Origin of the sequence: Micromonospora sp. CPCC 205558, assembly GCF_036902955.1 — a bacterium.
Taxonomy (GTDB): domain Bacteria; phylum Actinomycetota; class Actinomycetes; order Mycobacteriales; family Micromonosporaceae; genus Micromonospora.
This window is the reverse complement of the sequence record NZ_JBAKHR010000006.1, coordinates 162,452-175,009: the sequence shown is the minus strand read 5'-3', so window position 1 is coordinate 175,009 and position 12,558 is coordinate 162,452. Positions and strand designations below refer to the sequence as shown.

Annotated in this window: 12 protein-coding genes; 9 read left to right on the top strand and 3 right to left on the bottom strand. The window is 70.9% G+C overall.

The genetic code is table 11. The features are described 5' to 3' along the window. Positions 1-10 precede the first annotated feature (10 nt). The 8 genes from rnpA (at position 11) to V6U86_RS08110 (ending at position 8,002) form a co-directional block, all read left to right on the top strand. Positions 11-427: a ribonuclease P protein component gene (rnpA, locus tag V6U86_RS08145; RefSeq protein WP_334500317.1), complete on the top strand. Its 417-nt coding sequence runs from the start codon at positions 11-13 to the stop codon at positions 425-427. Further along, entirely contained in the window at positions 424-720 is a 297-nt protein-coding gene (gene yidD, locus V6U86_RS08140) for a membrane protein insertion efficiency factor YidD (protein WP_334500315.1), read from the top strand. Before rnpA ends, yidD begins: the two co-directional genes overlap by 4 nt. A 2-nt stretch (positions 721-722) precedes the next feature. After that, positions 723-1,712, top strand: a complete 990-nt coding sequence (yidC, locus tag V6U86_RS08135; RefSeq protein WP_334500812.1) for a membrane protein insertase YidC — start codon at positions 723-725, stop codon at positions 1,710-1,712. Positions 1,713-1,924: 212 nt separating this feature from the next. Continuing rightward, positions 1,925-2,548: a Jag family protein gene (locus V6U86_RS08130; RefSeq protein WP_334500313.1), complete on the top strand. Its 624-nt coding sequence runs from the start codon at positions 1,925-1,927 to the stop codon at positions 2,546-2,548. Between the two features lie 4 nt (positions 2,549-2,552). Continuing rightward, the gene (rsmG, locus tag V6U86_RS08125; RefSeq protein ID WP_334500311.1) at positions 2,553-3,407 is read left to right on the top strand and encodes a 16S rRNA (guanine(527)-N(7))-methyltransferase RsmG; all 855 of its coding nucleotides are present in this window, start codon (positions 2,553-2,555) and stop codon (positions 3,405-3,407) included. A 509-nt stretch (positions 3,408-3,916) separates the two neighbouring features. Further along, positions 3,917-4,990 (top strand): ParA family protein, encoded by a 1,074-nt coding sequence (locus V6U86_RS08120; protein ID WP_442934907.1) that lies wholly within the window; start codon positions 3,917-3,919, stop codon positions 4,988-4,990. A 27-nt stretch (positions 4,991-5,017) separates the two neighbouring features. Next, the gene (locus tag V6U86_RS08115) at positions 5,018-6,034 is read left to right on the top strand and encodes a ParB/RepB/Spo0J family partition protein (RefSeq protein ID WP_334500307.1); all 1,017 of its coding nucleotides are present in this window, start codon (positions 5,018-5,020) and stop codon (positions 6,032-6,034) included. 1,107 nt (positions 6,035-7,141) lie between these two features. Next, entirely contained in the window at positions 7,142-8,002 is an 861-nt protein-coding gene (locus tag V6U86_RS08110) for a hypothetical protein (RefSeq protein WP_442934906.1), read from the top strand. A 91-nt stretch (positions 8,003-8,093) separates the two neighbouring features. Here the strand turns inward: V6U86_RS08110 and V6U86_RS08105 are convergent, their stop codons facing one another. Further along, positions 8,094-9,095 (bottom strand): D-alanine--D-alanine ligase family protein, encoded by a 1,002-nt coding sequence (locus V6U86_RS08105; RefSeq protein WP_334500302.1) that lies wholly within the window; start codon positions 9,093-9,095, stop codon positions 8,094-8,096. A 7-nt stretch (positions 9,096-9,102) separates the two neighbouring features. Further along, positions 9,103-10,416, bottom strand: coding sequence for an aminotransferase-like domain-containing protein (locus V6U86_RS08100; RefSeq protein WP_334500300.1), 1,314 nt, complete (start codon positions 10,414-10,416; stop codon positions 9,103-9,105). A 293-nt stretch (positions 10,417-10,709) separates the two neighbouring features. Here V6U86_RS08100 and V6U86_RS08095 point away from each other — a divergent pair, with 293 nt between their 5' ends. After that, on the top strand, positions 10,710-11,375 hold the full coding sequence (locus V6U86_RS08095; protein WP_110564833.1) for a GNAT family N-acetyltransferase: 666 nt from the start codon (positions 10,710-10,712) through the stop codon (positions 11,373-11,375). Between the two features lie 13 nt (positions 11,376-11,388). Here V6U86_RS08095 and V6U86_RS08090 read toward each other — a convergent pair whose 3' ends face one another. Further along, positions 11,389-12,552: an N-acetylmuramoyl-L-alanine amidase gene (locus V6U86_RS08090; protein ID WP_334500297.1), complete on the bottom strand. Its 1,164-nt coding sequence runs from the start codon at positions 12,550-12,552 to the stop codon at positions 11,389-11,391. Positions 12,553-12,558: the final 6 nt, after the last annotated feature.

The following is a 12,558-nucleotide window of genomic DNA, read 5'->3' as shown; positions in this document are numbered from 1 at the left end:
GTGGGCAGTCGTGCTGGCCGCCGCGCAGCGACTGCGGCGCAGCACTGACTTCGCCGCAGCGGTTCGCGGTGGCCGACGCGCCGGACGTGGCGCCGTCGTGGTCCACCTGGCCGTGCCGGTGACCGTCGACCCCGACACACCGACCTCGCCGGAGCCGGCACGGGACAACAGCGCGGAGCAGTCGTCCGCGCCGTCCCGTGCCGGTTTCGTCGTCTCCAAGGCGGTCGGTAACGCGGTGACCCGCAACCGGGTCCGCCGCCGGCTCCGGGCGCTGGTCCGGGAACGGTTGAGCGCCCTGCCCGCCGGCAGCACCCTGGTCGTCCGGGCGCTCCCGGTCGCCGCGCAGGCGTCGTACCCTCGGCTCGCCACCGACCTGGACGCCGCCATCGCGGTCGCTCGGTCGCCCCGCGAGCGGCGGTCCCGATGAGCGGCACCGAGCAGACCAGCCCTCGCCCGTCGACAACCGGTGCCAAGGTGCTGATTGCGCCCATCGTCGCGTACCGTCGGTGGATAAGTCCGGCACTGCCGGCCCGCTGTCGGTTCTACCCGTCGTGCAGTGCGTACGCCCAGGAGGCGGTCGCTCGACACGGCGCGCTCCGGGGAGCCGTGCTGGCGGTGCGGCGGTTGTTGCGCTGCCACCCCTTTCACCCTGGTGGATATGACCCGGTGCCGGAGCCGGGCGGCCGCCGCCGTGCTGATGTGACTGGAGCCCCGAATTGAGTCTGAGTCTCGACTGGATCTACTACGCGATTTCGTGGATCCTGCTGACCTGGCACTCGGCCTGGGACGCCATCGGAGTGCCGGTCGACGCGGTGATCGGCACCAACTTCGCCTGGATCCTGGCCATCATCTTCCTGGTGGTCACCGTCCGGGTGATCCTGTTCCCGGTCTTCGTCAAGCAGATAAAGTCGCAGCGGGCGATGCAGGCGCTCCAGCCCAAGGTCAAGGAGCTTCAGGAGAAGCACAAGGGTGACCGGGAGACGCTCCAGAAAGAAATGATGGAGCTGTACAAGAAGGAGAAGGCCAACCCGCTGATGGGTTGCCTTCCGATGTTCCTTCAGATCCCGGTCTTCCTGGGTCTCTTCCACGTGCTGCGCCGGCTCGACCCGGACAAGGGCAACAAGACCCTCTACGGCTGGACCGCCGACCAGTTCCAGAGCGCCTCGCAGGCGAAGCTCTTCACCGCCCCGATCGCCGGCAAGTTCGGCTCCACCGCCGACGAGCTGGCCAGCCTCGGTGCCAACGGCAGCACTGTGAAGATCATTGCTGGTGTCCTGGTGCTGGTCATGATCGCGACCACCTACCTGACCAGCCGTCAGATGATCCTCAAGACCGGTTGGGCTGAGGACCCGCAGCAGCGGATGATCCAGCGACTGATGCTCTACGGCATCCCGGCGTCGCTGCTGATCTCCGGCGCGATCTTCCCGATCGGCGTCATCATCTACTGGGTCACCAACAACCTCTTCACCCTCGGCCAGCAGCAGTGGGTGCTGCGGAAGTTCCCGCCGCCGGTGACCGCCAAGAAGGCCGCCGCTCCCGCCACCACCCGTAACCCGGTGCAGCCCGCCAAGTCCGGTGGCCTGTTCGGTCGTGGCAAGGCGGCCCCGCCGGCGCCGGTCAAGGCGGCAGCGCCCAAGGTCGCCGGGCCGAAGCCGGGCGCGAAGCCGGTGAACAACCCGAAGAAGAGCCGCCCCGCCAAGCGGCAGGGCTGATCCACGAGGGCCGCCGCCGGACCACCGGTGGCGGCCCGTTCCGCACCGCGCAGCCGCCGTACGGCCGGCGCCGGGTGGAACCGACCGCGCGCCGCGCGGCCACGGGCGACACTGCCCGTACAGACGTGCCCGTGGGCACCGGCGACCTCCAGCCGGCCCCGGGAAACCAGTCGGACCCGACGGTCCGGCCGAGCGAGTACGGAGATGAGACCGTGACCGAGACCAGCATCCCCCGCGCCGAGCAGTCCCTGGACGAGGAGGAGACCGCCACGCTCGCGGTGGACGGCGACGACACCGAAGCCGACGACACCGAGGCGGACGACGACACCGACACCGCCGCTGGCAGTGGCACCCGGGCGAAGAAGGCTGTCGGCGAGGGCGACCTGTTCCGGCAGAGCGAGATCGCCGCTGACTACGTCGAGGGCCTGCTCGACATCCTCGACTACGACGGCGACATCGACGAGCTGGTTTCCGCCGGCCGTCCGATGGTCGAGGTGGTCGGCGAGCGCCTGCAGAATCTGGTCGGTCAGCGCGGGGCCACCCTGGAGGCGCTCCAGGAGCTGACCCGCCTCGCCGTCTTCCGGCAGACCGGTACGCCGAGCCGTCTGCTGCTCGACGTCGGCGGCTACCGGGCGAACCGCCGCAAGGAACTCGCAGCGGTTGCCAAGAACGCCGTCGAGAAGGTCAAGGAGTACGGCGAGCCGGTCCGGCTGGAGGCGATGTCCGCGTTCGAGCGCAAGTGCGTGCACGACGTCGTCAACGCCATGTCGGGTGTGGCGAGCGAGTCCGAGGGTGTGGAGCCGAACCGGCGCATCGTCGTACGGCCGGCGGACTGACCGGGTGACCCACGACGACATCACGGCCGATGCCGTGTCCGGCCCGGGCGGCACGCCGCCCGGGCCGTCCGCTGTCCGCCCCGTCACCTCCGACGTCGATGCCGAACCGACCGGGCGCGACACCGCCCCGTCACCGGCCGACGCGGCGTTGCCGCCGGAACTGGCTCCGGCCGCGCTGACCCTCTTCGGTGATCGTCTGGACCTGGCTGCCGCGTACGCCGAACTGCTGGCCACCGACGGGGTGGTCCGCGGCCTGATCGGCCCCCGGGAGGCTCCCCGCATCTGGGATCGGCACCTGCTCAACTGTGCTGCGGTCGCCGAGCGGATCCCGTCCGGCGCGACGGTGCTCGACGTCGGCTCCGGCGCCGGTCTGCCGGGCCTCGTCCTGGCCATCGCGCGACCCGACCTCACCGTCACCCTGATCGAGCCGCTCGCCCGACGGACGTCGTTCCTGATCGAGGTCGTCGAGCGACTCGGCCTGGCCAAGTCGGTACGGGTGTTCCGCGGCCGGGCCGACGAGGCGGCCAGCGGATCGAGCGGCCGGGACCCGATAAGCGGAGACGTGGTGACCGCCCGCGCGGTAGCGCCCCTGGATCGGCTGGCCGGCTGGAGTCTCCCCCTGGCTGTTCGGGGCGGCCGTCTGTTGGCGCTCAAGGGCTCGTCCGCCGCTGCCGAGGTCGAGGAGCACGCCGAGGTGGTGGCGCGACTCGGCGGCGGGGAGCCGACCGTGCGGCTCTGCGGCGTCGGAGTGATCGATCCACCCACCACCGTGGTGGAGATCGTGCGCGAGCGGATGGTCGGCCCTGCTCGTCCGGCGGCGAAGAAGCGCGCCCGGGGCGGACGCCCGCGCCGCGGTTGACACTTCGCGCCATCGGGCTTCCGGCTGGTGGGTTGCCTCGTTGTACCGGTACGGATGGACGAGGGGATGAGAACCCGACGTGGACCGGCCGCGCCCGTCCGCCGTAGGCTGACCGCGCGTCGATAGTGTGGAGCGGGTGACGGACGTCGCGGGTCTCCGACCGCTCTCGTGGGCCGTACGCTCCCGGGATGCGGGCGTGGATGCGGCCAAGTTGACCGGGGCGCGGACCGACCATCCGAAGCGGGCAGGGATGACAGGTGCATGACGACGGCAGGTACGACGATCCACGCGTGACCGGGTCAACCAGCGATCCCGTTTCACGTGAAACCGACTACCCGAACTGGTCGCCCGGCGCGACCGGGCCATCGAACCGACCTACCGACAGCGATCCGCCGGCAGCGCTCGACCCGCCGTCGGGCGCCGGGCGACCGGAGGGCTCGGCCGTGGCGGAGCCGGCAGGTGTTCGTCGGACGCCGGAGACGTCGAGTCGACCGGTCAACGCCGCCGAGGTGCGGTCGACCTCGGGTCGCCGCAACACCGCTGCGGCGGTTCGCTTCGAGCCGGCGGTCCCGCACCAACCCACAGCGGCCGTCGTTCGGGACGCCGCGCCCGTGGTCGCCGACGCGCCGGTCGCTTCGACCGAGTCGTTGGCTGCCGTGGCGGCCGACCCCACGTACGTTTCACGTGAAACCCCGACGCGCGAAGAGGATGACCCACCGTTGGCTATGGAGGCGATGCGCGCCGTGCAGATCCTGAATCCCAGTGGCGAGGTGACCATGCCTCGGCCAGACCGGACCCGGGTCATGTGCGTCGCCAACCAGAAGGGCGGCGTGGGTAAGACCACCACCACCGTCAACCTTGCGGTGGCGCTCGCCCTGCACGGCAACCGGGTGCTGGTGGTCGACCTCGACCCGCAGGGCAACGCCTCGACCGGGCTCAACGTCCCACACCACACCGGGATCCCGGACGTGTACGACTGCCTGATCAACAGCGTGCCTCTGGCCGAGGTGGCACAGGCGGTCGAGGGCATCCCCAACCTGTGGTGCGTACCCGCGACCATCGATCTGGCCGGGGCCGAGATCGAGTTGGTGTCGGTCGTGGCACGGGAGTCGCGTCTGGACCGGGCGATCGCCGCCTACCCGGGCGAGTTCGACTACGTCTTCATCGACTGCCCGCCCTCGCTCGGTCTGCTCACGGTCAACGCTCTGGTTGCCGCGCAGGAGGTGCTGATCCCGATCCAGTGCGAGTACTACGCACTGGAAGGGCTCAACCAGCTGATCAACAACATCAACCTGGTACGCCAGCACCTCAACCCGAAGCTCGACGTCTCCACCATCCTGCTGACCATGTACGACCGTCGGACCCGGTTGGCCGACGCCGTCGAGCAGGACGTCCGGAACCACTTCGGCGACAAGGTGCTCCAGGCGGTCATCCCCCGCAACGTCCGAGTCTCGGAGGCACCGAGCTACGGCCAGTCGGTGATGACCTACGATCCCGGTTCGCGGGGCGCCACGAGTTACTTCGAGGCCGCCCAGGAAATCGCCGAGCGGGGCGTCAAGGAGCCGGTGGGCCGGAATGCGTAGTGCGGACGAGTCGCTGGGAGGCGTGGCATGAAGAACCGTCCTCGGGGCGGTCTGGGTAAGGGCCTGGGGGCACTGATCCCGACCGGGCCGGTGCCGGGTGCCGCAGGCACCGCGACGGCCGAGCCGGACAATGAGCGCCTGGACGGCGCGGGCCCTACCGCCGCCGCCTCCGCGGTGCCCGTCCGGGCACCAGTCCACGAGCCCGAGCCTGTGCTCAGCCCGGTGCCCGGTGCTCGATTCGCCGAGATTCCGGTCGACGCGATCATGCCCAACCCGAAGCAGCCGCGCCAGGTCTTCGATGAGGAGGCACTGGAGGAGCTGAAGACCTCGATCCAGGAGGTCGGCTTCCTTCAGCCCATCGTCGTTCGGCAGCTCGACGACGAGAAGTACGAACTGGTGATGGGTGAGCGGCGCTGGCGCGCCGCCCAGGCGGTGGGTCGGGAGAGCATCCCGGCCATCGTCCGGGACACCCGCGACGACGCCATGCTCCGCGACGCCCTGCTGGAGAACATCCACCGGGCGAACCTCAACCCGTTGGAAGAGGCTGCCGCGTACCAGCAACTGCTGGAGGAGTTCGGGGCCACTCACGAGGAGTTGGCCCGCCGGATCGGCCGGAGCCGCCCGCAGATCTCGAACACGATCCGGCTGCTGAATCTGCCCGCGCAGGTGCAGCGCCGGGTCGCCGCCGGCGTCTTGTCGGCGGGGCACGCCCGTGCTCTGCTGAGCCTCGATGAGGCGGAGGCGCAGGAGCAGTTGGCGCTGCGGATCGTGGCCGAGGGACTGTCGGTTCGGGCGACCGAGGAGATCGTGGCCCTGGCCCTGAACGACGGTCCCGCGAAGGGGCAGGCCGCGAAGCGGCGACCCAAGGCGCACGCGCCGGCCCTGACTGATCTCGCCGATCGGCTGTCCGACCGGTTCGACACCCGGGTGAAGGTGGACATCGGCCGGAGCAAGGGCAAGATCACGATTGAGTTCGCGACGGTCGACGACCTCGAGCGGATCGTCGGGATCATCGGCGTGCAACAGGAGGAGAGCGGGGACTGAGCCCGCCCACTCGCTCACGGCCGCGCTACCCATTCGGGGGCGCGGCCGTTCTGCATCCCGGGGTCGTCGCGTTTCACGTGAAACAGCCGGCGGCTCTCGCTTCAGCGGATCCGTCGTCCGCAGCTCGGCCAGCCGTCGTCGCCCCTGACCCCGGGTCCGAGCGCCAGGAGTGCGGCTGGCGTTGCCCAGCATCTCTGGAGGCGCACAGGCCCCCGGCGCCGTGGTGACGGACGATCCTCTACGCGCGTCACAGAGGGCTCCGAAATGGTTCCGTCGACCGCAACCACCCCCTACCCCGCTCGACGCCGCAGCGAGCCGCTGAGTGGCGTGTACGACGCCCTCACGGTGATCGTCAGGTGAGTCGAGAGTCCGGGCTGTCGTCAGTCCTGTCGGGCAACCCGCGAGCGAGTCGGGCGGGAGGCGACCGAGCCTCTGGCCCGGCGCCGCTCCTGCGGGCCCGGTTTCACGTGAAACAGAGAAGCCGGCTCGTACCCCTCTGTGGGTTGGTCTGATGGTCAGCGGGCCGGCCGCCACGTCTCGGGTACGCGGGGCGTCGATGCCGTCGTTCAGCCTCCCGCCCTCGGAGAGCCGGAGCGTTCGATCCGCTTCGGCGCACGGGTTCGCGGGCAACGACCGACCGGTCGAAAAGTTATCCACACCGGTTGTCCACAGGCACCCCTCGTTTCACGTGAAACAGCGCGTGGGAGTGGGTGTGGGCCTGTGGATGACGGGGTGTGTTGAGGATCTCGGCAGCCTGTGGATATCGCCTCTCGCTGCCGCGCGACCCACGCGAGCTCGGCCGGTGAAGGGCAGCGATCCGGTGCCCCGGAACCACTCAAACAGGTAGGGACAGCGGTGCCAGACTCGGTTAGGGTCAGCGTCGTGCACGACACCCCTCCCTCAGTCCCGGACTTCACCCAGTGGCCGTCATTTCCCTTCGAGGGTGACCTCCACGTGAAGCAACTCGATGATCCGGTCCCGGTCGAACCGCCCCGGAAGGGCGAGGGTCTCCGGGAATGCACCGCCTGCAACGCCCCTGACGACGCCTACATCTGGGTGGGCGAGCGGTGGCGAGTACGCGCCATGGACCGGCCCACCGGCCTGCCGATGGTGCTCATCCTGGAATCGCGGACCCACCTGGATCTCGGTGACCTGCCGAACCTGCTGGCCGCCGAACTGGGAGTGATGACCGTACGTCTGGAGCGGGCCATCCGCTCGCTCGACGGCGTGGCGCGGGTGCACGTCAACCGCTGGGGCGACGGCTCGGCCCACCTGCACATGTGGTTCCTCGCCCGTCCGTACGGCCGTCTTCAGTTGCGGGGCACGTTCCTGTCACTGTGGGACTCGATCCTGCCGCCGATCTCCGAGTCACAGTGGCGGGAAAATCTGGCACTGGTTGCGGCCTGGCTCGCCGAGTTCGGTGGCCGTCCGCTCGCCGAGCCGCCCCGCATCCAGTGGCAGGCACCGTCCAGTCTGCTGGCCCAGTCTGCTGCCGCGGATGCCGCTGCCGCAGCGGAGGCCGCCTCAGCGGCGGCAGCCGGGGCAGAGGTGGTCTCGGTCATCGAGGCTGCCGAGGAGATCCCGGAACCAGCGCTGGACTCCGCTTCCGATTCGACAGACGTCGACAGCGCGCCTGTCGAACCGGTTCTGGAGACCGACGCCGATGCCGGCCCGACGGCGGCCACCGTCACCGACCGGTCGGCTGAACCTGCCGAGACGGGTTCCGGCAGCGCTGCCACGGCGGGAACGCCCACCGCCGGGCCCTCCGTCGGCCCGGCGAGCGGGAGCGCCGACGAGACCCCCTCGACTCCCGCCGAACCGACCGCCTCGGACCCCGACAACGGCGGTGTCTCCGGGGAGGCCGTCAGGAAGACCATCCCCGGGAACAGCGTCGGGGGTGCCAGCACGTCGGGCGCAACCGCGAGCACCAACGGCAACGACACACCAGACGTACGCGCGAGCCACTGATCTGGAACTGACCATGAGGTTGGTCCGGACAGGCCAACCTCATGGTCGACCCGCGCGGGCGGTGCCACCCGGCGACGGGCTGGCAGGTAGGTCAGTGAGTGGTGAGGCGGGCCGCTGCTCGGGCGACCAGGGTGCCGAGGAGTCGGCCGAAGTCCAGTCCGGCCGCCTGCACGGCGAGCGGCAGCAGGGACGTCTCCGTCATGCCCGGCGAGACGTTGACCTCCAGGACGTGCGGCTGGCCAGCCGCGTCCACGATCACGTCGACGCGCGAGAGGTCCCGTAGACCGAGCGCGGTGTGCGCGGCGAGGGCCACGTCGGCGACCGTGGCGGCCACCTCCGGGTCCAGTCGGGCCGGGGCGTGCCAGGTGGTCCGCCCCGCCGTGTAGCGGGCGGCGTAGTCGTACACGCCGTTGCGCGGCACGATCTCCACCGGCGGCAGCGCCCGCGGGCCGTCGCCCAGGTCGACGACGGAGACCGCCACGTCGATTCCCGGCACGTACCGCTCGACCAGCGCCGTGGAGTCGTACGCGAAGCAGCCGACCATCGCGGCGGGCAGCGCGGCGGCGTCCCGGACGACCGCTGCGCCCAGCCCGGACCCGCCCTGCGCCGGCTTGACCATCAGGGGTACGCCCAGACGCTCGACGATCCGATCCAGGACGGCGACCGCGCCGAGCTCCGAGAAACGATCGTGCGGAAGCGCCACCCAGTCCGGGGTGGGGATGCCGGCTTCGCGGAGCACCGCCTTGGCGGAGGGCTTGTCCCAGGCGACCCGGGAGGCCCGAGCGTCGCAGCCGACGTACGGGATGTCGCACAGATCCAGCACCCCGCGCAGTGAGCCGTCCTCGCCGGTCGCGCCGTGCAGTGCGATCACCACCGCGTCCGGCGGGTCGGCCGCGAGCGCCGGTAGGAGCGCCACGTCCGCGTCCCGCAGATCGGCCTCCACCCCGACGGCGCGCAGCGCGTCGAGCACCCGACGACCGGAGCGCAGCGACACGTCCCGTTCGTAGGAGAGCCCGCCCGCGAGCACCACCACGCGCAGGTCGGCCGAGACGGCGGAATCGGTCACGAGGAGATGCTCGGCGGTCGTAGCCATGCCGGCATCATGCCAAGTCGGGCCCGGGCACGTCGGAGCCGGCCCGGCCGCGTCGGCCGGCGGCGCCACCCACGGGACCGAAGACCCGACGCATGGCGATTTCCTGCTCCATCACACCGGCCAGCCGGCGGACGCCCTCACGGATCCGTTCCGGCGGCGGGAAGCTGAAGTTGAGCCGCATGGCGTCGGTGCCGGTGCCGTCGGCGTAGAAGCCGGTGCCGGGAACGTAGGCGACCCGGGCGGCGACCGCTCGGGGCATCATGGCCTTCGAGTCGAGCCCGTCCGGCAGGCTGGCCCACACGAAGAGACCACCGGCCGGTGTGGTCCAGCTGGTGCCCTCGGGCATCAGGTCGGCCATCGCGTCGAGCAGGGCGTCCCGGCGTTCCCGGTAGACCTCGCGGTAGACCTTGAGCTGCTGCCGCCAGGGCATCGTGCCCAGGTAGGTGGACACGGCGGCCTGGGCGTAACCGCTGGGGCACAGGATCTGCGCCTCGCTGGCGATCACCAGTTTGTCGCGGACCGCGTGCGGCGCCAGGATCCAGCCGACCCGCAGCCCGGGGGCGAAGGTCTTGGAGAACGTGCTGAGGTAGAAGACGCCGTCCCGGCGGCGGGCCCGCAGGGGGGCCGGCGCCTCACCCTCGAACCCCAGCTGACCGTACGGGTCGTCCTCGACCACGAGCAGGCCCGCGCGCTCGCAGATGTCGAGCACCCGTTCCCGGCGCTCCTCGCTGAGCGTCACGCCGGTCGGGTTCTGGTAGGTGGGGATCGTGTAGAGGAACTTGACCCGCTGGCCCGTGCGGGCCAGGTCGGCGATGGCTGTCTCCAGCGCCTCCGGGATCAGCCCGTCCGCATCCATCGGCACGTGGACGACCTGCGCCTGGGCGGCCTGAAACACGCCGAGCGCACCGACGTACGTCGGCCCCTCGGCGAGCACCACGTCACCCGGGTCGAGGAAGAGCCGGGCCACCAGGTCGAGTGCCTGCTGCCCGCCCACGGTGACCACCACGTCCTCCGGGGAGGCACCGCACGCGGCGTCGATCCCGGAGAGCGACATCACCTCGCAGATCCGCTCGCGCAGTTCGAGGGTGCCCTGACCGATGCCGTACTGGAGGGTGGTCACGCCGTGCTCGGAGCCGAGCCGGCCGAGCATCTCGCCGACCGCGTCCAGCGGAAGAGCGGCGATGTACGGAGCGCCGCCGGCAAGCGAGACGACCTCCGGGCGACTGGCCACCGCGAACAATGCTCGGATTTCGGAGGCGGTCATCCCGCGTACCCGCCGGGCGTACCGGTCGGTGTAGTCGTCGAGTGTCGTGCCGGTCATGACCTCACCTCGATCGCTGCTCGGGTGGCTCCCGCCCCGGGTACCCCGCACGCCGCTGACCATGGCGTCGGACACACCGATTGTCGATCGTAGTCCGCCAGAGCCGTGCTGCCGCCGTGCCGAGGCAGATCGACCACATGGCGGACCTGCTCGGCGTCCCCCGCGGGAGTGGGCATCTGCGCGTCCCCTCCCGTACCGTCGATCGGCGGCGTACGATCGCTCGTCGGGGGCAGGAAGGCGGCGCTGTCGTTCCATGCCGGTCTCACCACCGAGCCTATTGTGGGGATGCGCCAATGTCGCGACGTCTGGTCAGCCTGACCCTCGACACGTTGGAGGACCTTCCGCGCCCGTGCCGGCAGTGCGTCTACTGGGAGCTTGATCCGGTCTCCGCGGACCGGGCCTGCGCCGCCGGCGATCCGGGCCTGGAGAAGGAGGCATGGGTCTCCCAGACGCTGCTGGAGTGGGGCTCCTGCGGCAAGCTCGCGTACGTCGACGGCATGCCGGCCGGCTTCGTGATGTACGCCCCGCCCGCCTACGTGCCCCGTTCGATGGCGTTCCCGACCTCACCGGTCTCCGCGGACGCGGCACTGTTGATGACCGCCAACGTCGTCGCCGCGTTCGCCGGCGGCGGGTTGGGGCGAATGCTGGTGCAGGGTGTCGCCCGGGATCTGACCAAGCGGGGGATCAAGGCCATCGAGGCGTTCGGCGACGCCAAGTTCGGCGACGCGGACGACCCGGCCGGCGGTTGCGTGGCCCCGGTCGACTTCTTCCTCTCCGTGGGTTTCAAGACCGTCCGTCCGCATCCGCGTTTCCCCCGGTTGCGCCTCGAGTTGCGGACGGCGCTGAGCTGGAAGTCCGACGTCGAGTACGCGCTGGAGAAGCTGCTCGGATCGATGAGCCCGGAGACGCTGCTCCGGCCGGTCCGTCCCGCCCCGGCCACCCGCTCCACCAACGGCTGACCCTGGCGGCGGATCAGTCGACCACGGTGCCGGCGGTCACGACGGCGCGCAGTTCGCTGACGTCCAGCGACCCGGTCGGCACGTCTCGTTCGATGGGGTAGTACATCCGCTGCACCGCGGCCACGATCGCCTCCACCACCCGGTCCCGGAACCGGGGATCGACGAGGCGGGCGCGGTCCGTCGGCGAGGTGAGGTAGCCGACCTCCACCCGGACGGCGGGCATCCGCGTCAGTCGCAGCAACTCCCACGTCTTGGCGTGGGTACGGCAGTCCCGCAGCCCGGTGCGGGCGACGATCTCCCGCTGCACCAGCCCGGCCAGGCGTTCACCGGTCGCCGAGGTCACCCCGTTGTCAGTGCCGTAGTGATAGGTCGCGACGCCTTCCGCGTCCGGGTTGGCGTGGCCGTCCAGGTGCAGCGAGATGAACACGTCGGCGCCGAGTGAGTTGGCGAGCAGGGCCCGTTCGGTGTCCGGCAGGCAACTGTCGGGCGACGGGCCCCGGGTGAGCTGCACCCGCACCCCGGAGGCGGCGAGCCGCCCCTCCAGACGACTGGCCAGGTCGTGCATCAGGTCCGCCTCCGTCCAGCGAAGCGAGCCGTCGGGCACCACCATTCCGGGGTCGGTGCCCCCGTGCCCCGGGTCGATGACGACCGTCTTACCGACCAGCGCCGGCCCGGACTGCCGGATCGCGTCGGATTCGCGGAGCCACTGCGGGCGGCCACCGACCACCTTGCGGCCGATCCGGCGCAGGGCGTTCATCGTGTGAGGGCCGCAGGAGCCGTCGGGGGTGAGCCCGACCTCGCGTTGGAACTGGGCCAACGCCCGAGATGTCCGGACACCGTAGATGGCGTCCGCGCGGCCCACGTCGTACCCCATCTCCAGCAGTCGCTCCTGCAGCGACCGGACATCCTCGCCGGTGAGCGGCTCGGGGACCGCGTGGTAGAGGGTGCGGGCGCCGAGCCGCCAACGGGCGGCCTCCAGAGCGCGCCAGGTCTCCGCTCCGACGCGGCCGTCCACGCTGAGCCCTCGCGACTGCTGGAACGCGCGGACCGCCCGCTCGGTGTCGAGGTCGAACTCGTCGGTGTGCGGGCCGGCGGCGGCGAGCAGGTCGAGGCCGGTCAGGATGGTACGGATCTCCGTGACCGCGGGTCCCCGGTCACCGGGTCGGATCGGACGCACGCACGA